The sequence below is a fragment of the Nakamurella alba genome, assembly GCF_009707545.1.
GTDB classification, from domain to species: domain Bacteria; phylum Actinomycetota; class Actinomycetes; order Mycobacteriales; family Nakamurellaceae; genus Nakamurella; species Nakamurella alba.
The window spans coordinates 589440-615405 of sequence record NZ_WLYK01000005.1 but is presented as its reverse complement, the minus strand read 5'-3'; the positions used below and the strand labels follow the sequence as shown (position 1 = coordinate 615405).

General features: G+C 71.6%; 27 protein-coding genes. 16 read left to right on the top strand and 11 right to left on the bottom strand.

What is annotated here, in order from left to right; all coding sequences use genetic code 11:
* Positions 1 to 65: 65 nt before the first annotated feature.
* The 6 genes from GIS00_RS14820 to GIS00_RS14790 are packed head-to-tail and all read left to right on the top strand — an operon-like array spanning position 66 to position 5804.
* Positions 66 to 1256: an ABC transporter substrate-binding protein gene (locus GIS00_RS14820; protein WP_154769167.1), complete on the top strand. Its 1191-nt coding sequence runs from the start codon at positions 66 to 68 to the stop codon at positions 1254 to 1256.
* A 10-nt stretch (positions 1257 to 1266) separates the two neighbouring features.
* Positions 1267 to 2193: an ABC transporter permease gene (locus tag GIS00_RS14815; protein ID WP_154769166.1), complete on the top strand. Its 927-nt coding sequence runs from the start codon at positions 1267 to 1269 to the stop codon at positions 2191 to 2193.
* Positions 2190 to 2996, top strand: a complete 807-nt coding sequence (locus tag GIS00_RS14810; RefSeq protein WP_154769165.1) for an ABC transporter permease — start codon at positions 2190 to 2192, stop codon at positions 2994 to 2996. Before GIS00_RS14815 ends, GIS00_RS14810 begins: the two co-directional genes overlap by 4 nt.
* A complete protein-coding gene (locus GIS00_RS14805) occupies positions 2993 to 3757 on the top strand; it encodes an SDR family NAD(P)-dependent oxidoreductase (protein WP_154769164.1) in 765 nt (254 codons plus the stop codon). The genes GIS00_RS14810 and GIS00_RS14805 overlap by 4 nt, the downstream gene beginning before the upstream one ends.
* A complete protein-coding gene (locus GIS00_RS26950) occupies positions 3745 to 4821 on the top strand; it encodes a M24 family metallopeptidase (RefSeq protein ID WP_196073290.1) in 1077 nt (358 codons plus the stop codon). Before GIS00_RS14805 ends, GIS00_RS26950 begins: the two co-directional genes overlap by 13 nt.
* A complete protein-coding gene (locus GIS00_RS14790) occupies positions 4818 to 5804 on the top strand; it encodes a dehydroquinate synthase/iron-containing alcohol dehydrogenase family protein (protein WP_154769163.1) in 987 nt (328 codons plus the stop codon). Before GIS00_RS26950 ends, GIS00_RS14790 begins: the two co-directional genes overlap by 4 nt.
* Before the next feature lie 11 nt (positions 5805 to 5815).
* On the opposite strand, the gene GIS00_RS14785 is transcribed toward GIS00_RS14790, so the two are convergent.
* Complete coding sequence (locus GIS00_RS14785; RefSeq protein WP_154769162.1) at positions 5816 to 6613, bottom strand: SDR family NAD(P)-dependent oxidoreductase; 798 nt, start codon at positions 6611 to 6613, stop codon at positions 5816 to 5818.
* Between the two features lie 95 nt (positions 6614 to 6708).
* Here GIS00_RS14785 and GIS00_RS14780 point away from each other — a divergent pair, with 95 nt between their 5' ends.
* Positions 6709 to 8010, top strand: a complete 1302-nt coding sequence (locus tag GIS00_RS14780) for a dihydroorotase (RefSeq protein ID WP_196073289.1) — start codon at positions 6709 to 6711, stop codon at positions 8008 to 8010.
* On the top strand, positions 8007 to 9050 hold the full coding sequence (locus tag GIS00_RS14775; protein WP_154769160.1) for a LacI family DNA-binding transcriptional regulator: 1044 nt from the start codon (positions 8007 to 8009) through the stop codon (positions 9048 to 9050). The genes GIS00_RS14780 and GIS00_RS14775 overlap by 4 nt, the downstream gene beginning before the upstream one ends.
* A 38-nt stretch (positions 9051 to 9088) precedes the next feature.
* On the opposite strand, the gene GIS00_RS14770 is transcribed toward GIS00_RS14775, so the two are convergent.
* Positions 9089 to 10144 (bottom strand): D-2-hydroxyacid dehydrogenase, encoded by a 1056-nt coding sequence (locus tag GIS00_RS14770; protein ID WP_154769159.1) that lies wholly within the window; start codon positions 10142 to 10144, stop codon positions 9089 to 9091.
* A 148-nt stretch (positions 10145 to 10292) separates the two neighbouring features.
* On the opposite strand from GIS00_RS14770, the gene GIS00_RS14765 reads away from it, so the two are divergent.
* Positions 10293 to 11243, top strand: coding sequence for a succinylglutamate desuccinylase/aspartoacylase family protein (locus GIS00_RS14765; protein WP_196073288.1), 951 nt, complete (start codon positions 10293 to 10295; stop codon positions 11241 to 11243).
* A gap of 332 nt (positions 11244 to 11575) precedes the next feature.
* Positions 11576 to 11857, top strand: coding sequence for a hypothetical protein (locus tag GIS00_RS14760; RefSeq protein ID WP_154769157.1), 282 nt, complete (start codon positions 11576 to 11578; stop codon positions 11855 to 11857).
* A 307-nt stretch (positions 11858 to 12164) separates the two neighbouring features.
* On the opposite strand, the gene GIS00_RS14755 is transcribed toward GIS00_RS14760, so the two are convergent.
* From GIS00_RS14755 to GIS00_RS14740, 4 genes are all read right to left on the bottom strand, one after another.
* Positions 12165 to 13175: an NADPH:quinone reductase gene (locus GIS00_RS14755; protein WP_154769156.1), complete on the bottom strand. Its 1011-nt coding sequence runs from the start codon at positions 13173 to 13175 to the stop codon at positions 12165 to 12167.
* 304 nt (positions 13176 to 13479) lie between these two features.
* Positions 13480 to 14109: an FMN-binding negative transcriptional regulator gene (locus GIS00_RS14750; protein WP_154769155.1), complete on the bottom strand. Its 630-nt coding sequence runs from the start codon at positions 14107 to 14109 to the stop codon at positions 13480 to 13482.
* Between the two features lie 10 nt (positions 14110 to 14119).
* Entirely contained in the window at positions 14120 to 14614 is a 495-nt protein-coding gene (locus tag GIS00_RS14745) for a hypothetical protein (protein WP_154769154.1), read from the bottom strand.
* Complete coding sequence (locus tag GIS00_RS14740) at positions 14611 to 15120, bottom strand: hypothetical protein (protein WP_154769153.1); 510 nt, start codon at positions 15118 to 15120, stop codon at positions 14611 to 14613. The genes GIS00_RS14745 and GIS00_RS14740 overlap by 4 nt, the downstream gene beginning before the upstream one ends.
* A gap of 411 nt (positions 15121 to 15531) precedes the next feature.
* Between GIS00_RS14740 and GIS00_RS14735 the strand changes: the two genes are divergently transcribed.
* From GIS00_RS14735 to GIS00_RS14720, 4 genes are all read left to right on the top strand, one after another.
* Complete coding sequence (locus GIS00_RS14735; protein WP_154769152.1) at positions 15532 to 16335, top strand: DUF4397 domain-containing protein; 804 nt, start codon at positions 15532 to 15534, stop codon at positions 16333 to 16335.
* 3 nt (positions 16336 to 16338) lie between these two features.
* A complete protein-coding gene (locus GIS00_RS14730) occupies positions 16339 to 17181 on the top strand; it encodes a class F sortase (protein ID WP_154769151.1) in 843 nt (280 codons plus the stop codon).
* Positions 17182 to 17266: 85 nt separating this feature from the next.
* Positions 17267 to 17794, top strand: a complete 528-nt coding sequence (locus GIS00_RS14725) for an RNA polymerase sigma factor (RefSeq protein ID WP_154769150.1) — start codon at positions 17267 to 17269, stop codon at positions 17792 to 17794.
* Complete coding sequence (locus GIS00_RS14720; RefSeq protein WP_154769149.1) at positions 17781 to 18479, top strand: anti-sigma factor domain-containing protein; 699 nt, start codon at positions 17781 to 17783, stop codon at positions 18477 to 18479. Before GIS00_RS14725 ends, GIS00_RS14720 begins: the two co-directional genes overlap by 14 nt.
* Here GIS00_RS14720 and GIS00_RS14715 read toward each other — a convergent pair whose 3' ends face one another.
* Together GIS00_RS14715 and GIS00_RS14710 are read right to left on the bottom strand one after the other, a co-directional pair.
* A complete protein-coding gene (locus GIS00_RS14715) occupies positions 18480 to 19805 on the bottom strand; it encodes a serine hydrolase domain-containing protein (protein WP_154769148.1) in 1326 nt (441 codons plus the stop codon).
* A gap of 116 nt (positions 19806 to 19921) precedes the next feature.
* Positions 19922 to 20794, bottom strand: coding sequence for a class I SAM-dependent methyltransferase (locus GIS00_RS14710; RefSeq protein WP_154769147.1), 873 nt, complete (start codon positions 20792 to 20794; stop codon positions 19922 to 19924).
* A 47-nt stretch (positions 20795 to 20841) separates the two neighbouring features.
* Between GIS00_RS14710 and GIS00_RS14705 the strand changes: the two genes are divergently transcribed.
* Positions 20842 to 21426: a helix-turn-helix transcriptional regulator gene (locus GIS00_RS14705; protein ID WP_154769146.1), complete on the top strand. Its 585-nt coding sequence runs from the start codon at positions 20842 to 20844 to the stop codon at positions 21424 to 21426.
* 163 nt (positions 21427 to 21589) lie between these two features.
* Here the strand turns inward: GIS00_RS14705 and GIS00_RS27680 are convergent, their stop codons facing one another.
* Positions 21590 to 23032: a HAMP domain-containing sensor histidine kinase gene (locus GIS00_RS27680; protein WP_154769145.1), complete on the bottom strand. Its 1443-nt coding sequence runs from the start codon at positions 23030 to 23032 to the stop codon at positions 21590 to 21592.
* Positions 23029 to 23724: a response regulator transcription factor gene (locus GIS00_RS14695; RefSeq protein WP_322097972.1), complete on the bottom strand. Its 696-nt coding sequence runs from the start codon at positions 23722 to 23724 to the stop codon at positions 23029 to 23031. The genes GIS00_RS27680 and GIS00_RS14695 overlap by 4 nt, the downstream gene beginning before the upstream one ends.
* A 145-nt stretch (positions 23725 to 23869) precedes the next feature.
* On the opposite strand from GIS00_RS14695, the gene GIS00_RS14690 reads away from it, so the two are divergent.
* Positions 23870 to 24559: a hypothetical protein gene (locus GIS00_RS14690; protein WP_154769143.1), complete on the top strand. Its 690-nt coding sequence runs from the start codon at positions 23870 to 23872 to the stop codon at positions 24557 to 24559.
* 306 nt (positions 24560 to 24865) lie between these two features.
* On the opposite strand, the gene GIS00_RS14685 is transcribed toward GIS00_RS14690, so the two are convergent.
* Positions 24866 to 25804, bottom strand: coding sequence for an NADP-dependent oxidoreductase (locus tag GIS00_RS14685; protein ID WP_154769142.1), 939 nt, complete (start codon positions 25802 to 25804; stop codon positions 24866 to 24868).
* Positions 25805 to 25966 lie beyond the last annotated feature (162 nt).

Here is a 25966-nt window from a genome sequence, read left to right as displayed (position 1 = left end):
CATCCGAGACACCCGGCAGTGCCGCCGTTCCCACAGCCAGCAGACGAGAAACCGAAGGAAACGGTATGTCCACCATCAATCGTCGTGCATTCCTGACCGGCGCGGCCGCGCTCGCCTCCGCACCCCTGCTCGCCGCCTGCGGAGGTGACATCTCCACCGGCACCACCACGACCGCGGCCGGCAGCACCGCCGGTAGCACCCCGGCCTCCCCCGGCAGCAGCGCCGGCAGCGCGACCGGCAGCGCCACCGCCGGGAGCAGCAGTGGCGGCGGGACGAAGGAGAAGATCACCATCTTCGCCTTCCTCGGCAACCGGTTAGCCGACATGCCGAAGGCGTTCGCGCAGGACTACATGAGCCGGCACAGCAACGTCGAGATCGAGATCTACGAGGACAGCAACGCCAACGGCTACCCGAAGATCCTGGCCGCGAAGCAGGCCGACCCCACCGCGACACCGCTGGTGAACATGGGATTCTTCAACTCGCAGATCTCCGCACAGGGCGACCTGGACGGCACCTGGAACAAGCTGGACTACGCCGCGCTGAGCAACGCCGCGGACATCAGCGACACCTTCCGCCGGCCCAACATGAACGGCATCGGCGTCGGCGCCGACCAGATCGGCCTGCTCTACAACACCGATGCCGTCAGCACCCCGCCGACCAGCTGGACCGCGCTGTGGGAGGACGAGCAGTTCGCCGGCCGGCTGAGCCTCTGGGACTACTGGTGGTACGTGGTCTTCATGGCGGCGAAGGTGAACGGCGGTGACCTGTCGAACATGGATGCGGGATGGGACATCTGGCGGGAGAACGCACCGAACGTGCGGACCATCGTCACCGCCAACCCCGAGTGGCAGCAGGTGATGAGCAACGGCACCTCCGACCTGACCAGCTGCTGGAACGGCACCGGGCTGCAGTTCAAGGCCGACGGGGCGCCGGTCGACTACGTGGTGCCGACCGAGGGTGCCATCGCGGTGCCGGTCTACCTGCAGACGCTGGCCGGCAACTCCGACAACCAGCAGGAGATCTGCCTGGACATCCTCAACGAGATGCTGTCCCCGCAGTGGGACCAGATGTGGGCGGAGACCGCGGTGCAGACCCCGGCGAACAGCACCGTCGAGCTGCCGGCCGACCTCAAGGACCTGCCCGGCTTCCTGCCGGAGAACGTGGACAAGCTCATCTCCATCGACTGGGGCCTGGTCGCGGCGAACAACGCGGACTGGCGGGCGCGCTGGGACGCGGACATCAAGGCCAACATCTGATCGGGCTGACATGAGCGACACCATCACCGCACCGCCGGGCGCACCACCGGCGGCCGACCCGCCGCCCGGCCGGCCGACCCGGCGGCGCACCGCCGAGGCGCCGTTCGCCCGCTGGCTGCTGGTCGCGCCGGCGGTGCTGCTGATGGCCGTCATCTTCATCGGGAGCCTGGTCCAGCTCGGCGATCTCGCGCTGCGACCGTACGCGAACGGCACCATCGGCACCGGCGTCACCTTCGACAACATCCGACGGTTCGGCGCGGACGCGTACAGCTGGCAGGTCCTGCTGGACACGGTGGTGCTGGGGGTGGTGTGCGCTGTCATCACGGTGGTGATCGCCTATCCGATGGCGTTGGCCCTCGGCCGGATGACGAGCCGGTGGGGCCGGTCGATCGCCATCACGCTGATCTTCGCCCCGCTGTTCACCAGCGTCGTCGTGCGCGCCTACGGCTGGAACGTGCTGCTCGGCGACGGCGGCGTGATCAACCGGCTGCTGCTCTCGCTGGACCTCGTCGACCGCCCGCTGCGGATCATGTACGAGTACCAGGCGGTGGTGATCGCGATGGTGCACGTCATGCTGCCGTTCGCGATCTTCCCGCTGATGGGCGTGATCCAGCACGTGCACCGCGACGTCCTCGAGGCCGCAGAGGATCTCGGCGCGTCCCGCTGGTACACCTTCCGCCGGGTGATCCTGCCGCTCACCTCGCACGGCGTGGTGCTCACCCTGCAGCTCTGCTTCGCACTGACCATCAGCGCGTTCGCCACCCCGGCCCTGCTCGGCGGCGGACGGGTCCAGGTGCTGAGCGGTCTGGTCTACACCAATGTCGGTGCCGTCGACTGGCCGATGGCGGCCGTGCAGTCCTTCGTGCTGCTGCTGGTCGCCCTGGTGATGGTGGCGCTGGTCAACGTGCTCACCCGGCGCCGGCGGGCGATGGCATGACCCGTAACCGTCCCTTCACCATCACCGTGCTCACCCTCGGGCTGGTGTTCCTCGCCGCCCCGCTGGTCTTCGTGGTGATCAACTCCTTCAACGACTCCTCGTACGGCGCCTGGCCGCCGCCCGGTTTCGGACTCCGCTGGTACCGCCGGCTCTTCGAGCAGGACGGCCTGCTGCCCGCCGCCCTGGCCAGCCTGTGGATCGCCGCCCTGGCCGCCGCGATCGCGCTCGCCGTCGGCACCGCGGCGGCGGTCTCGCTGACCCGTTTCCGTTACCCCGGGCGCGGTCTCGTCGACGCACTGCTGATGGCGCCGCTGATCGTGCCTAAGGTGGCGATCGGCCTCGGCGCGTTCATCCTGATCCTCAAGGCCGGCGGCTACGGGCAGATGTTCCCGCTCGTCGGGCTGCACGTGATCCTGCTGATCCCGTTCGCCATCAACATCATCGGCGGTGCGCTGGTCCGGATCCCACGGGTCTACGAACAGGCCGCCCGCGACCTGGGCGCCGGGCCGGTGCGGGCGTTCGTGCTGGCCACCCTGCCGCAGCTGCGCACCTCGCTGGGCGCCGCGTTCGCGCTCTGCTTCATGATCAGCTTCGACGAGGTCGACGCCACCGTCTTCGTCGTCGCGCCGAACCAGGACACCCTGCCGGTCTGGATGTACCAGTACATGCAGCAGTACCAGGACCCCACCGTCGCCGCGTTGTCCACCATCCTGATCGCGCTCAGCACCCTGCTGGTCGTCGTCCTGGTCAGCCGGGCCCGCACCACCATCGTCGCCGGCCTGGGCGGCGGCGCGGCCCGATGAGCGCACCGAAGGTCGCCGTGATCACCGGCGCCGCAGGCGGTATCGGCGCCGCGACCGCACGGGCGCTGGCGAAGGACGGCTGGGACCTCGCCCTCGTCGACCGCTCCACCGATGCCCTGGACGGTCTGACCGCCGAGCTCCCCGGCGCCCGGGCCTTCGGCTGCGACATCCGGGATCCCGCTGCCGTCGCCGCCACCGCGGCCGGGATCATCGCCGGTGGCGGTCCGCTCGGCGCGCTGGTGACCTGCGCCGGGGTCGGTGATGTCGTCCCGCTGGCCGGGACCGGTGACGAACTGTGGTCCGACACCATCGCGGTCAACCTGTCCGGGACGTTCTACTGGTGCCGGGAGGTGCTGCCGGAGTTGCAGCGGCAGGGCGGCGGGGTGGTGGTCACCGTCGCGTCGACCACGGCGCTGATGGGCCTGCCCGGCCGCGCCGCCTACGCGGCGTCCAAGGCCGGCGTCATCGGTCTGGCCCGCACCCTGGCCATCGAGTTCGCCGGCGACGGCATCCGGGTGGTGCCGGTGACCCCCGGCGCGACGCTGACCCCGTTGGTGCGCCAGGGATATCAGCACGCGGAGGATCCGGCGGCCGCCGAAGCCGCACATGCCCGGTTGCAGCCGATCGGCCGGCTGTCCCGGCCGGAGGAGATCGCCGACACCATCGCGTTCGTCTGCTCCCCGCGCGCCGCCACGATCACCGGCGCCCCGCTGGTCGTCGACGGCGGCTACTCGTCGGGAGGTGTCTCGTGGAATTCCTGACCCGGCGGGCGCGTGCCCTGCAAGCCGTCCATGATGCCGGCGCCGATCTCCTGGTCGTCTCGAAGCTGACCCACATCCGCTACCTGACCGGCTTCACCGGCACCGCGGGCGTGCTCCTGCTCGGCGACAATCCTGTGCTGGTCGTCGATTTCCGGTACGGCCGGCAGGCGGAGGCGGAGGTCCCGGACCTCCCGGTGAACGGCGACTGCGCGCCGCCCGCGCTGTGGCGCACCGTGTCGGAGATCCTGGCCGGGCTCCCCGGGCAGGTCGGCCTGGACACCGCCAACCTGACCGCCCAGCAGTACCAGGTACTCACCGGCGGACCGTGCGCCGGCCGCACCGTTGACTGCCCGGGGCTGGTCGAGCGCCTGCGATGGGTGAAGGACGCCGACGAGCTGACGGCGCTGCGGGACGCCGCGGGCATCGCCGAGAAGCTGCTGACGATGATCCCGGACTGGCTGGTCCCCGGCCGGACGGAGAACTCCATCGCCGGCGAGATCGAAAGAGCACAGCGCGCTCTCGGCGCCGAGCGCAGCGCGGCGCCGATCCTGGTGTCGTCCGGCGAGCGGTCGGCGCTGCCGCACGGGCAGGCCTCGCCCAAGTTGATCGCCGACGGTGAGCCGGTGCTGTTCGACTTCTCCCCGGTGGTGCGCGGGTACCGGGCCGACATCACCCGGGCCTTCCACCTCGGCCCGCCGTCCGCCGAGTACCTGCGCCTGCACGCAGCGGTCACCGACGCCCAGCACACCGCGATGGCCGCGGTGCGTCCCGGCGTGGCCTGCCGGCAGGTCGACGCGGTGGCCCGGCGCACCCTTGCCGGGCACGGTGGGCTGGACCGCTGGTTCCGCCACTCCCTCGGCCACGGCATCGGTCTCGACCAGCACGAGGCACCGCTGCTCTCGCCCTACGACGACTCGGTCCTCGAGGCCGGCATGGTCGTGATGATCGAGCCGGGGGTGTACGTGCCCGGCGTCGGCGGCACCCGGCTGGAGGACGCCGTCCTGGTCACCGAGTCGGGCTGCGAGCCGCTGACCACCTCCGATCCTGCGGTGGTGGTGCTGTGAGCGGCCGCCGCCCGCACGGGGTCGGGTTCACCGGCGAGGTGCACGAGGGACCGGTGGCGCTCCGGGTCTCCGACCTCGTCGTCCTGGACGCCGCCTCCGCCGCCCTGCTCGGCGCCTCCGGTGCCGGCGGAGATGGACCGGTGATCGTCGAGGATCTGCCGACGGATCGCGCGGTCGCCGGTCTGCTGCTGCGGCCCACCGCGCAGCGGGTCGTCGCCTTCGGCAACGGCTCGACCCTGGACGTGGCCAAGCAGGCCGCCGCCGGGCTGGGAGTGGCCTGCGTGCTGGTGCCGTGCGGGTCCGAGCCGTGGCGCGCCTTCGCGCCGTTCACCAGCGTCTACGACGACGCCTGGCAGCGGCACAGCACCGCCGATCCCCGCTACGGCGCCGCGCAGGTGCACCTGGACCGATCACTGCTCGAGCGGGTACCGGCGGAAGTCCGGGCCTTGCTGCGGGCCGACCTCTCGGTCAACGGCGTGGAGGTGCTGCTGTCGGCGGCGGCATCGACCTGGGACCGGGCGCTGGCTGCCGGCGGGCTGCGGCTGCTCCGGCACGACGACCCGGTCGACGACCTTGTGGCGGCCGGGTTCATCGCCGGCGCCTTCAGTTCCTGCGGACTCGGTCTGGCGCACGCGATCTCGTCACCGGCCGGGCAGCTGGACCGGCGCACCCACGACCTGCCGAACGTGATCCTCGGTCCGCGGGTGACCGCCGGATGGGGCGACCGGGCCGACTGGTCGGAGGTCGCGGCCGCGCTCGGCACGGCTGCGTCCGCGGAATCGGTGACCGAGGCGCTCGACGACCTGCGGCTGGCAGCCGGGGCGCCGTCGACGCTCGCCGCGGCCGGGTTCGACCCGGACCGCTTCGACGAGGTCGCCGCCCGCGCACTGCGCAGTTCCGGGATCCCGCACCTGCCCCGCTCCGTCGACGCGGCCGAGATCCTGCAACTGCTGGCGCCGGTGCCCGCGGAGGTGCCGCTGTGACCCCGCCGGTGTCAGCCCAGCGCCTGACCGCCGTCGATCACCAGGGTCTGCCCGGTGAGGTACGGCGCCCGGCGGGACACCAGCAGCTCGACCACCTCCGCCACCTCCTCCGGCCGGCCCAGCCGGCGCAGCGGGATGCGTTGCTCCAGAGCAGTTTCCGCCTCGGGCTCCACCTCGAACCGGGCGGCCAGCAGCGGCGTTCGCACCGCCCCGGGGCAGATGCAGTTCACGCTGATCCCGGCCGGGCCGTACTCCAGCGCGAGCTGCTGGGTGAATGCAATGACCGCGCCCTTGGCCGCCGCGTAGGCCGCCCGACCGGGCATCGGCCGCAGCGCGGTCAGCGACCCGAAGGTGACCACCGCGCCGCTACCCCGGGCGACGAGCAGCGGCAGCACCGCCCGGCACACGTGGAACACCGACGCCGCGTTGACATCCAGGTTCCACTGCCAGGTCTCGTCGTCCGTCGTGATGACGTCGCCGCCCCGGACACCGCCGGCCACCGTGACGACCGCACCGATGTCGTGGACCGCTGCCAGCTCCCGGACCACGGTCTGCACCTCGTCTGGCCGGGTCAGGTCGACCGCTCGGCCGACGGCCGTGTCACCGCAGGCCTGCACCGTGCGGGCCAGGCCGTCGGCATCGCGGTCGAGCAGCAGCACCCGGCGGCCGGCGCCGGCGAGCCGGATCGCGGTGGCCGCACCGATGCCCGAGGCCGCGCCGGTGACCAGCACCGCACCGGCCGCGGCGCCCGCGGCACCGGGCGGGATCGCATCGTCGGGTCGGGTTTCGCCGGGGGATGCCGATGACATCGGCCGATCCTATCGCCGGGCTCCCGGAGAGCCCCGCCCGAGATCCCTGGACACTCCGGGGTGCCCGCGTCCTGTCCGCCGAGACCGTCCCTGCGGTGGTGGATGTCGTGATCGTCGACGGACGGATCGCGGCGATGGGCGCGGCCGGCACCCTCGACGCCGGCCGGATCGTCGAGGTACCCGGGCTGGACCTGCTGCCCGGGGCGATCGACCTGCACGTGCACCTGCGGGACCCGGGCCAGACGCACAAGGAGACGGTGGAGACCGGCACCGCCGCGGCGGCGGCCGGCGGCACCACCCTTGTGTGCGACATGCCCAGCACCGCACCGCAGGTCACCACCGCGGCCCGGTTCGCCCACAAGCTCGCCGGCTGGCAGGGCCGCGCCTTCGTCGACCACGCGCTCTGGGCCGGCGGCCGCGATCCGATGGAGCTGCGCGGGATGGCAGCGCTCGGCGCCGTCGGCGTCAAGATCTACATGGCCACCTCGCCCGGGTTCGACGAGCTGTTCTCGCCGGACGTCGACGCCGTGGCCGGCGTGCTGGAGGTCTCCGCCGAGATCGGCTGGGCCACCGTCATCCACGTCGGGGATCAGGCAGCGTCCGATGCCCACCGGGAGCAGCTGATCGGCGCCGGGCGCCGCGATCCTCGCGCGGTGCTCGAGGTCGGCCGCGGCCCGGGCAATCTCGGCGCCCTGGACCGGGTGCTGGACATCGCGGTCGCCACCGGGACACCGCTGCACCTGGCGCATCTCAGTGCCTACGGCGACCGCGCACTGGACCTGTTCGCCGCGGCGAAGCCGTCGGCACCGTTCCTGACCGCCGAGAGCTGCGTGCCGGCACTGGACGAGGGCGCCGACCTGGACCGACTCGGCATGATGGTGATGCCGACGGTGTTCACCGGTGATTCCAGGGATCGCTGGTTCGCCGCGCTGCAGGACGGCACCGTCGATGCGATCGCCACCGACCATGCGCCGCACACCCGGGTCGAGAAGGCCGCCGGCATCGAGGATGCCTGGGCGGTGCCGGGCGGCTACCCCGCGCTGGAGACGTCACTGCCGCTCGCCTACGACGCGCACCTGACTGGACGGCTGTCCGCGCAGCGGCTGGTGGCGCTCACCGCGACCACCCCGGCCCGGATCCTGGGCCTGCATCACAAGGGCAGGATCACCGTCGGCGCCGACGCCGATCTGGTGCTGGCCGACCCGTCCGCGTCCTGGACTGTCGACGAGAGCCGGCTGCACTCGCTCGTCGGCTGGAGCCCCTTCCACGGCCGGACGTTGCGCGGCCGGCTGTTGGCCACCCTGCTCGGCGGAACCGTCGTCGCCCGGTGCGGTGACATCATCGGCCCCGCACGCGGCCGGTTCGTCCGCGGCAGGAACGGGGAGGGGTCGGCATGACCAGCCAGACGGGCAAGCCGACGCTGCGCGATGTGGCGCGGGAGGCCGGGGTCGACGTAGCGACCGCCAGCCGGTCACTCAGCCCGACGTCGAAACGCCCGGTCAACGAGCAGACCCGTTCCCGGGTCAAGGATGTCGCCCAGCGACTGGGCTACCTGCCGGACGAGGCCGCGCGCACCCTGCGCACCAGCCGCTCCCGGGCGGTGGGCGTGCTGATCCCGAACATGGCCAACCCGGCGATGCCGCCGCTGGTGCAGGGCGTGGAACAGGTGCTCACCCAGCACGGCTACACCACGCTGTTCGCCGACACGGTCGACGACGCCGGCGCCGAGTCGGCCCGCATCGCCACGTTCCTGTCCTGGCGCATCTCCGGTCTGATTCTGGTCACCGCCCGCCGGGCTGACACCATGCCGGCGGTGCTGCACGGGCAGGAGATCCCGGTCGTCCTGCTCTCCCGGAAGTTCAGCGGCAGTGCCGCGCCGTCGGCCTCCGCCGACGAGGCCGTCGGGGTGCAGCAGGCGCTCCAGCATCTGGTCGACCTCGGGCACCGGCGGATCGCCTACATCGGGCAGCCGCTGATGACCTCGATCGGCTACGAGAAGCTGCTGGCCTTCCGCGACCGTTCCGCGGCGCTCGGGCTGGACGTCCCGCAGCAGCACGTCGTCGTCTGCCCCGGGTTCCAGGAGCCGGACGGGTTCGCTGCCGCCTCAGCAGTTCTCGCCGGGCCTGCCCGTCCCACCGCGATCCTCTGCGGCAACGACATGATGGCGCTGGGCTGCCTGCGGGCGCTGGCCGCCGCCGGGCTCCGCTGCCCGGAGGACGTCAGCGTCATCGGCTACCACGACATCCCACTGGTCGACCGGCTGTCGCCACCGCTCACCACGATCCGGGTGCCCTATTTCGACATGGGGGTGGCGGCCGCCGACCTGCTCGTGGACGCCCTGTCGGGGGTCGGCGGCGGTCCGCACTCGGTCGTCGTGCACCCGCAGTTGGTCGTCCGCGGCACCACCGGGCCGGTGCGGGAGGTGTCGTCGTCATGACGAATCCCGCAGTGCTCGCGTCCCGGATACGTTGCTGCTCAGTAGAACTCGACGGTGTTCACCCGGTTCAACAGCTCGTCCCCGGCCAGGAACCGGCGTGCGTTCCGGACGAAGAGCTCCGTGATCAGCCGGTCCTGCTGCGGGTGCAGGGACGCGGTGTGCGGGCTGATCAGCACCTGCGGCATGTCCCAGAGCGGACTGTCGGCCGGCAGCGGTTCCCGGGCGAAGACGTCCAGGGCGGCGGACCCGACCCGTCCGGACCGCAGGGCCTCCACCAGCGCATCTTCGTCGACAGTGCTGCCGCGGCCGATGTTGATCACACACAGACCGGGCCGGGCAGCCTCCAGGACCGACCGGTCCAACAGGCCCTCCGTGCTGTCGGTACCGGGCAATGTCATCACCAGAACATCAGCGGTGGCGACGATGTCACGCAGCGCATCCACCGGGACGATCCGGTCGACCGCCGCCTCCACCTGCCGGCGGTGCACCCCGATGACCGTGCAGCCGAGCGCGGAGAACTTCGCTGCCGTGGTGCGGCCGATGTGGCCGAGTCCCACCACCACGACGGTCTGCTGCGCCAGCAGCGCCATCGTCCAGCGGGGCGCCCAGTCGTGTTGTCGCTGCTGTTCCTGCAGCCGTGGCAGGGTTTTCGCGGCGGCGAGCGCGCCGAGCAGGGCGAACTCGGCCAGCGGTTCGGCGTGCACCCCGGCCGAGGTGCTGAAGGCGACCCGGTCCAGCTCCTCGCGGGTGAGCCCGGCGGCGCGGACCTGGCTGCCGCCGCCGGCCGGCATGGTGTGCACCCAGCGCAGACCCGGATTGGATCGGACGGTGCGGCGCAGCTGTGCCGGCTTCTCGCCGGGGACGCCGAACAAGGCCGTCGCCGAGTCGAGCAGCTGCTCGAAAGCCATTTCCTGGTCTGCTGTCCGGCTCCACGCCGGGTCGCCGGCATGGTCCCCTCCGTGCCGCTGCGGCGGCAGCAGATCCGGCCGGTGCACGACGTCGAACTCCGGCAGCGCGCCCACCAGGTACATGGAGAGCTCGTCGGACAGCGGCGTGGCCACCACCACCCGTTGCTTCCCGGGATCGTCTGCCATCACGGTTCACCAGGTCCTTCCACCCACCCCCGCGTCGGCACCGCCGGCGCAGACCCGGCGACCGCCGGGTCGCCATCGTAGCGTCCCGCCGTTGTCGGGCCGGTCACCGGTCCGCATCGGCAGGATGCGTGAGAGCGAGGAGAGTTCCATGACCACAGCGCTTCCCGGACACGTCGTCGAGACCGTCCCGGTCACCCGGCTCGGCAACGGGCACAGTCTCGAACTGACGGTGCACCGGATCACCGGCAGCGCACCGGGTCCCACTCTGGTGTTGTTCGGCGGCATCCACGGTGACGAGGCGATGGGTGTCGAGGGTGTCCGCCGGATCCTCGGCTCGCTGGACCCGGAGACCATGAGCGGTACCGTGATCGGTGTCCCGGTCTGCAATCCCTACTCCTATGACGCGATGACCCGGCACACCCCGAACGACGGCCTGAACCTCAATCGCATCTTCCCGGGACTGCGGGCCGGTTCGGTGACCGAGCAGCTGGCAGCGGTGCTGTCCGAGATCATCCTGCAGGGAGACTACTTCATCGACTACCACTCGAGCGGCCTCTACTCCACGGTCGACTACGCGTACATGCTGACCGACTCCCGCGAGCTGTCACTGGCTTTCGGCACGAAGCTGCTGTATGCGCACGACCCGTTCCCCGGATCGTCGAGCGAGTGGGCGATGCGGCACGGCATCCCGTCCTTCACCAGCGAGCTCGGCGGCGGCGGTCAGTTCACCGACGAGTACCTGGACAAGGCGGTGGCCGGGACGCGGAACGTGATGCGCAGCATCGGGATCCTGCCGGGCGAGGTCGAGGAGCTGTCCACCGATCGCTGGGTGATGGACGAGCTGGTGACCCTCCGGCCGACCGCCGGCGGGGCGATGCTCTCGTCCTACGGGCCGGACCAGTTGGGCACCGTCGTGCCGGGCGGCACCGAGCTGGCGAAGGTCGTCGATCCCTACACCTTCGAGACCCTGGAGACCCTGGTCGCGCCGTTCGAGTCGAACTTCCTGGTGCTGGCCCGCGAGGGCTACACCCGCTGTTCGCCGGGCGACTACGGCTTCATGGTCGGCAACGCCGGCACCGCGAAGCCGGTCGGCGGCTGATCCTCGGGTTGCCCTGTGATCGCCGGGGCGTCCCGCGGTCCGCTGGGACGTTCCGGCGCGGGGTTCCGGGTCGGTCGTCGCAGACCGCCGGCCGGGCGTACCTGCCCATGGCGACCTCACGGGTCCCCGGGTCCGATGGCCATCGGCCGGCGATCGTGCCGGACGGAGGCGCTCGCCGCGCGGGCGAACGTGCCCATGGCGACCACAGGGGTCCGATGGTCATCGGCCGGCGATCGTGCCGGACGGAGGCGTCCGCCGGCCCGCCGGGGGCAGCGTGGCGCAGGGTGCACCGCTGCCGATGAGGGCCGGATCACCGGGTGTAACCTCGCCCGATGGCACAGGACCTTCCCGACATCGCCGAGATCCGGCAGACACTGGACCTCATCCAGCAGCAGAACACCACGCAGACCCCGGTCGACCGGCTGGACCGCGAGCACGCGGTGCTGCTGAGCCTGCAGAACCAGGTGCTGTCGGTGGTCACCCGGGAGGACCTGCCCGCCGACTACACCTCCCCGGACGACCTGCGCGCCCTGCTCGACGCCATCGAGAACACCGTTCAGCAGAACCGCACCGCGCGGATGCCCTCCGGTGACGCCGGCCCCGACGGGCTCTGAGCCCGGGCCTCGCCAGGGCCGTCCACTCGGCCTCCCGGCGATCGGACAACGGCGACCGTCCGACCGGGTCGAGGTCGATCCGTTGCACTCAGCCGCGTCGAAGGTGGCCCATGACAACGGATCTGCGCGGGCCCTGTTCCTGGGGGCGCAGGCGGTAGGTGGAGCGATCCGTATTCCGAAGCAATCCGGTGCACTCCGCCACGTCCGACGTGGCTGAACGCAACGGATCTGGCGGTACGGACGTCAGGTCGACCGCCGAACCGACAGGTTCCGGCCGTTCGGCAAGAGAATCGGCTCCCCGGCGCGATCAGGCGGTGACGTCGACGAGAACCTTGCCCACGGTGGAGTTCTGGACGGCCAGCTGAGCCTCCGCGGTGGACGCCAGCGGCAGTACGTGCAGCGGCAGACCCGCCTGCTCACCGACCCGCACCGCACCTGCCGCCACCGCAGCACTCACGTCGGCCACCGCGAGCTCCTTGGGGCGCGCCGGCATCGTGTAGACGAGCACGAAGTGCCATTGCGAGTTGAGGGTCATCTGCGCCCGGACCGGCAACGCGAAGGTCTCGTCCGGGTCGGCGCCGTAGCTGGCCACCGTCCCGTGCGACGCGAGCAGATCCGCGTCGGTGGCAGCGTTCTGGGCCAGCGCGACCTCGACCACCACGTCCGCCCCGCGCGGCGCGATCTTCCGCAGACCGGCCACCACGTCCTCGTTCCGGTAGTCGATCACGTGGTCGGCACCGGCGGCGGCCGCGAGCTCCGCCTTGGCCGGACTGCTGACCGTCGCGATCACCGTCGCGTCCGCCCAGCGGGCCAGCTGGATCGCGGCGTTGCCGACCGCACCGGCACCGCCCTGCACGAGAACCACCCGGTCCTGCAGGGTGCCCGGCCCGAGCCGCTCCGGCACGTTCTCGCCGAGGGTCAGGCAACGGTGCGCGGTGAGGAACGGGATGCCCAGGGCCGCACCGAGTTCGAAGCTTGCATCGCCCAGCGGGACGGCCTGCGCGGCCGGTACGACCGTGAATTCGGCGGCGGTCCCCCAGCGCCGCTGGAATGCGGCCTCCCAGATCCACACCCGTTCGCCGACCCGTCCGGCGTCGACGCCCTGCCCGACCGCGTCGATGATCCCGGCCCCGTCCTGGTGCGGGACCTGGATACCCTCCGGCACCGGGGTGGCGGCCCGCGCCTTCCAGTCGGTGGGGTTGACCCCGGAGAGGCTGACCTTCACCCGCACCTGACCGGGCGCCGGCTCGGGGATCTGGGTGTCCACCAGCTTCAGGACCTCGGGTCCGCCCGTCTCCGTGTACTCGATGGCTCGCATGCGTCCCGTTCTACACCCGGTCCCGATCCGCACGACCACCGCCCGGTGGCCCGCGGCGCGGACTTCCGCCGCATGCGCCGTTGAAGGGTCGCCCGCCCCGACTCCAGCGGTCGCCCAAGCCGGTTGAACTGTGGAAAGCCCACCGTCCCACGGCGCCGAGAGGTGTCAGCGATGTAGTGACACATCGATGCCGGAGGCGGTCGGGCAGAAGTGTCGGCGATGTACTGACACATCGAATGCGGGAGGCGGTCGGCAGATGTGTCAGCGATGTACTGACACATGCTGGTGGCCGACGGCCGTACCGTCACCCCGGGTGCGCCACCCGGGCCATCCGCTCCGCCACCTTTACGTCCCGTGGGTCGTCGGATTCCGAAAGTCCCTGCAGCACACCGATCCGGTCGTCGTCGGAGCGGTTCTGGCTGAGCTTGTCCTTGGCCTCGACCCGCACCACGGTCAGCTCGATGCCGACGATCGCGCGCAGCTGCTTGTCGACGAATCCCGCCGGGGTGTCGTCCACCGACCACGGCGCTTCCCGGCGTTCCTCGTGGCGATCGGTCAGCGCGGTCACGGCGTGCCGCAGCCACTCCGGCTCGGTGTGCAGGGTCGCCGTGCCCGTGAGGTGCACCGCGGAGTAGTTCCAGGTCGGCACCACCCGTCCGTGCTCGGCCTTGGTCGCGTACCAGCTCGGCGAGACGTACGCCTGCGGTCCGGCGACGACCATCAGTGCCGGGGTGTCGGTGCCGATGGTGCGCCACTGCGGGTTGGCCTTCGCCATGTGCGCGATGACCGTGTCGCCGTGCCAGAGCACCGGCAGCAGCGTGGCGAGCGGGAAGCCGTCGGGTCCGACGGTGATCAGCTCGGCTGACCCGACGTCGCCGACGAAGCCGCGGATCGCGTCCTCGTCGTGCACGGCGTTGAAGTGCGGGATGTACATGGCCCGCACGCTACGTGCGGACCGGCCCGCGCGTGAGGGCCACTCGCAACAGACCGGACCGGTGCAGGGCGATGCCCACGGCCACTCCGGCGAGCAGGAACAACATCCGGCCGGAGGTCACGGTGACCCCGCCGAGCAAGGGCGCGAAGGCGGCGACCAACAGGCCGACACGGACCAGCACCGGACTGCGCCGGCGCCACGCGGTCAGCAGGATCAGCACCGCGCCGATCACCAGGATGCGCACCGGCAGCTGGAACCCGGGCACCGGTCCGGTCGCCGAGTACTGCACGTCGGGCACGAGATCCCAGGTGGTGCAGTAGCTGTAGCCGTCCCAGCTGATGCTGCAGTAGCCGGGGTTCCAGGCCCAGCCGAAGCCGGAGTCCAGCCCGCTGTTGCGCCAGGGCAGCCCGAGCGAGAGCAGCATGGCGGCGAGGCCGGCGAAGAGCAGCCGGGCGTCGTCGAGCCGGAGGGCAGGGACCGCGCGCCGGAAGGACGCGGTGCTCATCGCGGGCGCAGCGGCGAGAACCAGACGCCGGCCGCGACCGCGGCGGCGCCGAGGGTCATCACCAGGCCCTGGTTCGTCGAGATCCCCGGCAGCACCACGAAGACCCAGTGCGCGACGACCGCGACGCCGCCGGCGGCGGTGACCATCCACGGCGTGCGCGGGTTGCTGCCGCGGAACATCGATCCGGCAACGGCGAGCAGGGCGGCGACGATCGCGAAGATCGACCACGCCAACTGGGTGGCCCAGGCGGCCGAGGAGTCGAACGGGATCGCCATGCCGAGGGCGAGCAGCACCACTCCGGCCACGCCGGCGATCATCGGCAGCTGGGAGGATGCGGCCGGCTGCGGCTGCCACTGCCCGGCCTGACCCGGCTGCGGCTGACCTGGCTGCGGGTACGGGAACTGGCCCGGCTGCTGCGGGTACCCCTGCTGGGGATGCTGACCGGGCGCGGGCTGCTGGTGCTGCGGGTTGGCCTGGAACGGCGGCTGCTGCTGGGTGGGCTGCACTGGAGTTCTCTCTCGTCTGCTGGATCCTGATGACCGGACCCAGGAGTGCTCCTGGCCGCGGTTGATACCTGCGACGCACCTCCCCCCGCCCCCGTTCCCGCGATGATCAACTTCGCAGGCGCGTACAAAGATGCCGCCTTTGGGACAGGCGAGGCGCGTGTCCACCACTTCATACGCGCGGTACCCGGCACCCCGCGCAGTATCCAACGCAGCGAGGACCATGCCGCCGCATTCACCGGTCCGCCGGGGTTTGAAGTCCGGAGGTCCGTCGGCGGGACGACGGCCGGTGGCGCGGACGGGCAACAGTGCCGCCGCGGGACGAACCGGCACATCCCCCGGTCGCTCTGCATCCCCTTGCCGCAGAACGCCGGTAGTACCCGGTGTCAGCAGCATCGCCATCGAGGAGGACCCATGAGACGTCTCGCCGCAGCACTGACCACCGCGACCCTGGTCGCCGCCGCCGGAATGCTCGGCGCCACAACGGCTTCCGCCGCCGGAACCGGTGCCGTCTACGTGGTGCACGGCATTCCGGACACCCCGGTCGACGTGTACGTCGACGGCACCCTTGCCATCGACGACTTCGACCCGCTCACCGTGCAGGGCCCGATCGATCTGCCGGCCGGCGACCACGAGATCGCCCTCACCGCAGCGGATGCCGCTGACGCGTCGTCGCCGGTGCTGTCCGGCACTGCGACGATCCCGGACGGCGGGAACGTCAGCCTGGTCGCCCACCTCTCGGCGGCCGGCGAACCCGCGCTCACCCCGTTCGTCAACGATGTCGCCGCCGTGCCCGCAGGCCAGGCGCGACTCGTCGTCCGGCACACCGCGGCCGCCCCGGCCGTCGACATCCGGGCCGGTGGTGAGGTCGTACTCGCCGACGTCACCAACCCGAACGAGGGCGCCCTCGAGGTCCCGGCCGGCACCATCTCCGCCGACGTCGTGCTCGCCGGCACCGACACCGTCGCGATCGGCCCGGCCGATCTGACCCTCGCCGAGGGCACCGCGACCTTCGTGCACGCAGTCGGATCCGCCGACGCCGGCGACCTCGGCCTGGTGTCCTTCACGATCAGCGGTCTCGGGTCCGCACCGTCCGGTGTTCCTGCCGGTTCCGGCCCGATGGAGTCGGCACTGCCCACCGTGTTGCTGGTGCTGGCGCTGACCACGGGCGCCGGACTGATCGTGGTGAGCGGCCGTCGGCTGGTCCGGAGCCGCTGACCGTTGACCGCCGGAACCCACACCTCCCGACGCCGGGCCGTCCTCGGCCTGGCGTCGGGGGTGTGCCTGATCGTCGCGGCGGCCCTGCTCTACGCGTTCACCCGCCCCGAGCCGGCCGGGATGACCGTGCAGGACGCAGGAGCCGCCGCGGCCCAGGCGCTGGCCGGTCCGTCCGGCAACGGGACGGCGGGAGGAGTGAGCAGCACCCGCTCCGCCGCGACGGGCCGGGACGGCTCCGGCGGGTCGAGCACATCAGCGACCCGGCGGCCGGCGACCACGAGTCCGCCGGCGGCGCCGTCGGCCACAGAGCCGACCACCAGCCCCACCCGGACGCCGACCACATCGCCCCCACCGCCCACGTCCGCTCCCAGCAGTGCGCCGGCAACTGCACCGGCACCGACCCGGCCGGTCCGCCTCGCGCTTCCCCGGCTCGGCATCGAGGCGGAGGTGGTCCCGGTCGGGGTCCGGGACGACGGGGAGATGGAGGTGCCGGCGGACGTCGCGACGGTCGGCTGGTACCGCTTCGGGCCGCTGCCCGGCAGCAGCACGGGGTCGGCGGTCCTCACCGGGCACGTCGACTCCGCCGACCAGGGTCCCGGCGCCTTCGCCCAACTGGGCGCGATGGAACCCGGGGACCTGTTCCAGGTGACCGACGCCGACGGCACCGGCCGCACGTTCCAGGTCGTCGCCCGCGAGTCGTGGCCGAAAACGGAGGTGCCGCTGGACCGGATCTTCGACCGCAGCGGCGAGGGACGACTGGTGCTGATCACCTGCGGCGGCGCCTTCGCCGACGGCGCCGGCAGTTACCTCGACAACATCGCGATCACCGCGATCCCCGTCCGGTAGCGAAAGAACGCGCGCTGATTAGGCTGACCGGATGGCCGGGGACACCGCATCGCCCGCGGGTCCCGGCCGAGTCCGAGACCCGGTGATGGAGCAGAGGTTCGTCCGCGGCGACCCCGACGCGCTGCGCGAGATGTACGGGGCCTTCGGCGGAATGATCCACCGGATCGGGGTTCTCGCGCTGCACGACCACCACGACGCCGAGGACCTGGTCCAGCAGGTGTTCGTCAAGGCGTGGCGGGGTCGCGGCACGTTCGACCCGGATCGCGGATCGCTCGTGTCCTGGCTGCTCGGGATCACCCGCCACCAGATCGCCGACGGATTCGCCGAACGGTCGCGGCATCTGCGTGACGTGCAGGCCGTAGCCTCTACATCTGGTCCGATCGAGAACAACCGTGCGGCCGAACACCTCGTCGACCGGCTCGCGATGGACGAGTCGTTCGAACGGCTGCCCGCCGTTCAACAGCACGTCCTCAGGTTGGCGTTCTACGACGGACTCACCCACGTCGAGATCGCCGACGTCACGGGGTGGCCGGTCGGCACGGTCAAGAGTCACATCAGGCGGGGCCTGGCCCGGCTGCGTCAGGAGTGGGAGGTGGACGGTGCCACATCCTGATCCCGACGACCTCGCGCTCTACGCGATCGGGGAGAACGTCGCCACCGCCGCCCAGCAGCACATCACCGGCTGCCCGGACTGCCTGGACGAGGTCGCTCACCTGCGGCGGACCGCCGAGCGGCTGACCCAGGACCTCGCCTCCTCCCCCGCGCACCCGCCGTCCCGGGTGTGGGACGCCATCTCCTCCGAGCTCCGTCTCGGCGCCGCTGTCCCCGACCCGGAGCCGACCCCGGAGCCGGTGACCGAGCCGGCCCGGCCGTGGTGGCGCCGGGCTGCGCTGCCGGTGGCTGCTGCGATCGTCGGCCTCGCGGTCGGCGTCGGCGCGACCTTCGCGCTCACCCGGGAGTCCGACGCCCCGACGCCCACCATCCGCGCCACCGCCGAACTCGGTCCGGTCGCCGGCGGCGGCGGGCTCGGTCGCGCCGAGCTGCTCGGTGGGCCGGGCACCGAGGAACTCCAGATCGAGGCGTCGCTGCCGTCCATCAACGGCAACTACGAGGTCTGGCTGCTCGGCGCCGACGGACGGATGTTCTCCCTCGGCGTCCTGCACAACGGCACCGGCACCTTCGCCGTCCCCGGCGGCGTCGACATGGCCGAGTACAAGGTCGTCGACATCTCCGACGAGCCCGCCGACGGCGACCCCACCCACTCCGGCGACAGCGTCGCGCGGGGCACCCTCAGCTGATCACTTCCACTGGTCCGGGAAGAGCTTCTGGATCACGGCGTAGACGAAGGTGGACGTCGGGGTGGAGAAGTTGGTGGACTCGTTCCCGACCGCCGCGACGGTGAAGTCCATCGCGGGGTAGCGCATGACGACGGACGAGAAGCCGAGCACAGCACCGTTGTGGCCGATGAAGTCGTTGAGCACCTCGCACCCGAGGCCGTAGCCGAGGTTGATCGGCACCCCGTCGAAACGGTTGCCCTGCAGCCGTAGTGCCTGGGTCTCCGGCTTCAGCAGTGAACCCTCGGCGAGCTCACGACCCCACACCGCGAGGTCGTCGAGGGTGGAGACCATCGCACCGGCGGTCGCCGGCACCGCCGGGTTCACGTCGTTGACGACAACAGGCGGGTACTTCTTGTTGTCGAAGGTGGCCTGCGGGTCGGTCGCGGCGGGTCCGGTCGGCACGTAGCCGGTGGGATGCGGTTCGGGCAGCGAACTGTCGGCCGGGTAGACGGTCTTCGGCAGGTCCAGTTCCGCGACCAGCGACTCGTTGATCACCTCGCCCGCGGGCCTCCCGGTGACCTTCTCGACGATCATCCCGAGCAGCACGTAGTTGGAGTCGCAGTACGACACCTTCTCGCCCGGCGCGAACAGCGGGTCGTGCTTCTTGATCACCGCGACGGTGTCGGCATTGCTCCACGCCATTGTCGGATCGGCATCGAAATCGGCGAGAAACTTGTCGTCGGAGGTGAAGTCGAAGATGCCGGAGCGCATCCCCAGCAACAGTTCGACGGTGATCTCCTCGCCGTTGGCGATCCCCGGGACGTACGTCTCGAGCACGTCGTCGAGCTTCACCGATCCGGCGTCGACCAGCTGCAGCACGGCGGTCGCGCAGAACGACTTGGTGATGCTGGCGATCCGCACGGTCTCCGTCGGGACGAAAGCCGCGCCGGACTCCAGATCCTTGACGCCACTGACCTTCTCCCAGGTCTTCCCGCCGACCCACACCTTCGCCGCCATCCCGGCGATCCCGCTCTTCGTGAACTGCTCGGTGAAGATCGCGTCGAGATCGGCCATCGCCGCGTCGTCGAGGACGAACGCTCCGGCCGGTGCCGACGTCGACGACGAGGTGGTCACCGACGGGAGTGCGGACTCCGAACTGCTGGAGGGCACCGAAGCAACGCTGGACGACGTCGGGGTCGGCGTGGTCGGAGGTGCCGACGTGGCCGGGCCTCCGGCGTCATCGGTGCCGCACGCCGCCGCGACCCCGGTCAGTCCGAGCAGCCCGCCGAGTTGCAGGGCCCGGCGTCGGGTGAAGGTGGCGTTGCGGTGATCGCTGTCGAACGGCACGCGAGAGCCTCCTTGGATCCGCACGGCCCGCCCCTGACCGGCCGTAACGCCTGGAAGGCGCCCCCGGCATCATCGCCCATTCCGGACGAAACGGCATCCCTGTTCCGGGTGAACGGTCAGGGTCGGGTGGCCACCCAGTTGCTGCGCAGCGACCGCACCTCCAGGTCCTGCCGGCGCACCAACCCGTCCGGACCGTCGCCGACCAACGCATCCAGCGTCGCCCGGTCGTCGGGATCCAGGTGCTCGCCGACCGACCCGCGCATCCGAGAGAGGGTGCCGAATGCGTAGCGGCCGATGATCTCCGGGTGCGGCGGGTCGAGAGCGACCTGCACCTCGCGCAGCACCACATCGGTGAAACCTGCCGCCTCGATGATCGGCGTCCAGTTGTCCCCGAGGTGCGGCAGCTGGTGGTGGTGCCGGGCGGCGACGACCTCCCGCATCCGTCGCTCGAGCCCCGGCCGCCCGATGCCGAGGTCCTCGGGGAGGAAGCGCGGCGGACCGTCGAGCTCCAGGACGGCCAGCACCCCGCCCGGACGCAAGGACTCGAGTGCGCGAGCCAGCACCGCCGCGGGGTCGGCCATGTGGTGCATCGACTGCGCCGCCCACACCACGTCCAGCGGTCCGGTCGACGGCCAGTCGGTGTCGAGATCGACCTGCAGAGCAGTGATCCGGTCGGCCAGGCCATGCTGGTTCAGCTTCTCCTGCAGCCGAGCCACCATCCCGGGATCAGTGTCCACCGCAATGATCTCGGCGCCCGGGAATCGTCGGGCCAACGCCAGGGTCCCGGTACCGGTGCCGGCCCCGAGATCCAGAATGCGAGCCGGCGACGACACCCGCTCGGCGATGCGTGCGGTCTCCTGGTCGAGGAACGGGCCGAGCACCTCGGCGTCCAGGTCCAGCAGCTCGGCGAGCTCCTCGTTGTGCTCCGGCGCCTGCTGACCGTGCTGGTGGTGGCTGTGCTGGTGCTGGTGGTGACGTGTCTCGGGCATACCCCCACGCTACCCGGGCCGTGCGGATCTGACATACAGTCTTGCGCATGAAGCAAGAGGAAGATCTCGATGCGGTGATCCGTGCTCGCATCAAAGGCCTGCGTGCGGCGCGCGGCTGGTCGCTCGACGCCCTGGCGGCCAGGTGTTTCCTGAGCCCGTCGACACTGAGCCGGATCGAGACCGGTCACCGGCGGATCGCGCTCGATCAGCTGGTGCCGATCGCGAAGGCACTCGGCACCACCCTCGACGCACTGGTCGAGCAGGGCGGCGACGACGACGTGGTGATCCGCCCGACCGTCGACGAGGACCGCGGCACTACCACCTGGCAGCTGAACAACGACCGCGCACCGGGCGGGGTCAGCGTGGTCAAGATGCGCTTCGAGGAGCGCCCGCCGATCCCCCGCGACCAGCTCCGCGTGCACCCCGGCCGCGACTGGTTCACCGTGCTGTCCGGCACCGCCCGGTTGCAGCTCGGCGACCGCACGATCCTGGTGCAACCCGGTGAGGCGGCGGAGTTCTCGACCATGGAGCCGCACGCCTTCGGCGCCCACGGCGGCCCGGTCGAGGTGCTGATGCTCTTCGACCAGAACGGCGAGCGCGCGCACATGCTGCACCGCGCCGGAGGCGCGTGACCGACGTCCGTCCGCTGCCGAACCACGGCAACGTCCCGATGTTCCTCGGCAGCGGATCGTCGCCGACGAGCACCGCACGCCGGTCTCGTTCACCGACGAGGGCGTGCACCACCGGGTGCTCGACCTGATCCCCACCGTGCGGCCCGGCCGGAACTGCGGGCGATCAGGCCCCGACCAGCTCCCGCACCGGCGCCACCGGCAGTCGGAACTCGAACCGTGCACCCGGCCGCCCGTCCGGCCGCGCCACACAGACCAGGTCCCCACCGCCCCGCCGCGCGATGGCGCGTGAGATCGGTAGTCCCAGGCCGGATCCCGGTGTCGACCGGGATTCGGTGAGCCGGACGAACCGGTCGAAGATCCGCTCCCGGTCGCCCTCCGCGACGCCCGGCCCGTCGTCATCGATGACGGCCACGGCCTGCCGGCCGTCGTGGCCCACCGACACCCGCACCCGACCACCGGGTGGGGTGACGGCGGCGGCATTGTCCAGCAGGTTGGTGATCGCCCGGCGCAGCTCGTCGGGATCGGCTTGCACCGGCGTCGGCGCCGCGACCAGGTGCGGCGGCGGCAGGTCCGGCCGGCGCAGCTCCAGTGCGTCCACCTCGTTCCGCGCCAGCTCCGCGAGATCGACAGTGGTGGTGGCGTTCTCGACCGCGCCGTCCAACCGCGCCATCACCAGCAGGTCGTCGACCAGCCGGGCGGCCCGGCGCGCCTGCCGGACGATCAGCACCAGCCGCTCCTCCCGCTCGGCCCGGTCCAGGGTGTCCTGGTCGGCCCGCAGCAGGCTGTCGGCGCCGGCGATCACTCCGGCCAGCGGGGTACGCAGGTCGTGCGAGGCGTCGGCGAGGAAGTGCCGCATCCGGTCCTCCGCCTGCTGCGCCGACCGTTCGGCCGACTCCAGGCTGTCCAGCATGTCGTCGAAAGCCGCTGCGGTACGGCCGAGTTCGGTGTTGGGCCGGGTGGGCCGCAGCCGCCGGCCGCGGTCACCGGCACCGATCCGCCGGGCCAGGTCGGTCATCGTCCGCAGGGGCCGCAGCGCCAACCCGACGACCAGCGTCAGCAACCCCGCAGCCAGCGCGAGAGCGATGGCACCGGCGATGATCTCGATGGTCCGGAGCACCGACAGCGTGCGCTGGATCTCGTTCTCCCCGATCTGCAGCGCGAGGGTGCCGTCGCGCAGTTCGACGGTGGCGGTCAGCATGCCGTCCGCCTCGGCGAAGGACACCGTCGGCTCGGCGGACGGCTGCGGCAACGTCGGTCGCTGACCGGCGCCGAACGGGCCACCCGGACGGGGCCGGCCGATCGTGTTGTTCTCCTCGTCGCCGACGTACTGCCGGCCGTCCGCGGTGAAAGTGCTGAACACCCCGCCCCCGGTCAGCGCGTCGGCCAGCGTCTGCCCGGTGATCCCCCGCTCCTGCAGCACCACGGCATAGCCGGCCCGGTCCTCGAGCCGCTGCTCCAGGTCGGTGCGCAGCGCCTTGCCCAGCAGGCTGCTCACCACCAGGCCCAGCGCCACCAGCACCGCCGCGAGCACTGCGACCACCGAGACGACCACCCGGAACCGCAGCGACACCGTCGTGACCGGCTTGTCCACCAGCGGGCTCCTCACGACGCCTCCGCCAGCGGGGCGCTGAGCCGGTAGCCGATGCCGCGCACGGTGTGGATCAGCCGCTCGCCGTGGAGCTCGGTCTTGCGCCGCAGCGCCGAGACGAACGCCTCGACCAGGTTCGGGTCGTACGCGTCGTACCCCCACACCTGGGTGAGGATCTGCGTCTTGGACAGCACCCGGCCGCGATGCCGAGCCAGGTAGCTGAGCAATCGGAGTTCGGTGGCGGTGAGATCGAGCGGCCGGCCGTCCCGCAGCACGATCCCGGAGTCTTCGTCGATCACCAGGTCCGCGACCTGCACCACCGGCGAGCTCAGCCGTCCGGTGCGGCGCAGCACCGCCCGCAGCCGGGCCAGCAGCTCGGCGATCTCGAAGGGCTTGACCAGATAGTCGTCGGCGCCCAGGTCGAACCCGGTCAGCCGATCGTCGACGGCATCCCGCGCGGTCACGAACACCACCGGCAGGTCGGACCCCTCGTGCAGCGCCGCAGCGAGCTGGAACCCCGACCGCCCGGGCAGCATCACGTCGAGAACGGCCAGGTCAGGGCGGTGCTGCGCGGCCAGGTCGAGCGCGGCGTCGCCATCCCCGACCGCGGCCACCAGGTAGCCGGCATCGCGGAGGGCATCCGCGACGACCGTGCGCAGGGTCTCGTCGTCCTCGACGAGCAGGATGCGGATGGCGGAGGGTGCGCTCACCCGTTGAGTGTGCGTGTGTTTCCTGAGGATGGGCTGAAGGAATTCGCCCTGGTCGGGTGGATTCAGGTCGGCTTCAGGACCGGCGCCCAGGGTGGTGACAGGTCCGGTGCTCCCACCGGGCCACGTTCCGAAAGGCTGTGACCCCGTGACCGAGCACTCCTCGTCCCCTTCACCCGCACCGACCACCCCGGAGACCCCGCCGCGGCGGACCGCCCGCGGGCTGGTCATCTCGGCCGTCGCGGCCGGCGCCCTCCTCGTCGGCGGCGTCGCCTACGCCGCGGCCGACGACACCACCACGACCTCCGGCTCCGGCACGACCACGTCGGGTGCACCGACCACCGGTACCTCCGACGGGACCACCACCTCGCCGGACGACAAGCCGGAGCGCACCCCGCACCTGTTCGGCACCGTCACCTCGGTAACCGACGGGACGATCGTCATCACCGATCGGCAGGGCTTCAGCCGGACCATCCACACCACGGCCGACACCACCTACGGCGAGGGCCTGACCGCGGACATCGCCGTCGACACGAAGATCGTCGCCGAGGGCACCGTCGACACCGACCGCACCTCGCTGCTCGCCACCTCGATCTCCGTCGCGCCCGAGCGGGGCGAGGGCGGCCCCGGCGGTCGCGGGCCCGGCTTCGGCGGATGGGGTGGTTTCGGTGGCGGCCCTGGTCACGGCCCACGCGGGGGCGGCGAGCTGCCCACCCCGCCGACCGACGGCACCGCCCCCACCCCGCCCTCCGGTGCCCCGACCCCGCCGTCGGGGGCCCCGTCCGCGCCGGCTGATCCTTCTGCGCCGTCGACCAGCACCGCGCCGACCACCAGCTGATCCACCAACACTGAGGTCCTGCAACCGGTGAGCTGTACCTCACCGGTTGCAGGACTGAGGGCGTGTCTCCCAACCCCGAATCTGCTGCGCACCGCCCTGTCGGACCGTCGACGTCGTTGGTCTCGTCGGAAAGCCAACCAGGATTCCCAGCTCCTCGACCGCCTTGCCGCCGGCCCGACAGGACGTCGCTCGCGACGATCCGGGATTGAGAGACACGCCCTAGCCGTCTCGAGAGGCGTTGGCCCGCTCAGATTCTGAACATCCAGTGGCCCTGAGAGGCCCTGGATGTTCAGAATCCGCGGCCGATCAGGACTCCCAGTCGATGACGATCCGCCCGCGCACCCCACCGGCCTCCAACTGACGGTGCGCCTCGACAACCTCATCCGGAGAACAGGTTCGGGCCACCCGGAGCGGCAGCGCACCGACCGCGACCAGCGACATCAGCTCCTCCAGCACCGGCCGGCGCATGGCGTCCGGCACCCGCACGTCGCAGCGGCGGATGCCGCGTGGCAGCGGGAAGTCGACCGGGCGCAGGGCGGCGACAGCGCCGTCGTCCCGGACGGCACCTGCCAATGACGGTCCGATCAGCGCCGCGTCGACGACGGCGTCCACCGGGCCGACGGCAACCAGGAACCGGTCCGCGAGCCCCGGCCCGCGCGGCACCACCACCGCGCCGGAGTCCCGCACGAAGTCCGCATCAGATTCCGCCGCGTCGGCGACCACCACCACACCCCGCGACACCGCGAGTGCGACCACGAACCCGCCCACCGCGCCGACGGCGCCTGACACCCCCAGCGTCGCAACGGGTCCGATCATGTCGAGGGCCTGCCAGGCGGTCAGTCCGTTGAGCGGCAGTGTCGCGGCGGCGAGCAGCGGCACCTCGTCCGGCACCTGCACCACGTGGTCGTCGGCGACCACCACCTCTCGCGCGTAGCCACCGCGCCCGGGCACCAGACCGGGGATGACGATCCCGGCCACCCGGTCCCCGACCTGCCACCGCGATCCGGGACCGACCGCGTCCACCACACCCGCGAGATCCCACCCTGGCACGATCGGCCCACCAGCAGTCGGCGGCGCGGCCACCCGGGTCAGCCCGGACCGCAGCAACGTGTCCGTCGGGTTGACCGCCGAGGCGTGGACACGGACGCGTGCCTCGCCAGATCCGGGCGAAGGACGGTCGAACATCAAGGGCTGCAGCACATCCGGTCCACCGAAGGCCTCAAATCCGACAGCGGGAACAGTCATCCTCCACCTCGCCTCGGCGATCGGTCCACACGTCCCGGAGCGCCTGCACCCTCCGCAGCCGATCCGAGACGCAACAGCGACCGAGCGTGCTCGCATTGGCGCGACCCCCGACGAGCGACAACACAAGGGTGTCCGGCTGCCCGGCAGCGGCAGTCCACCACC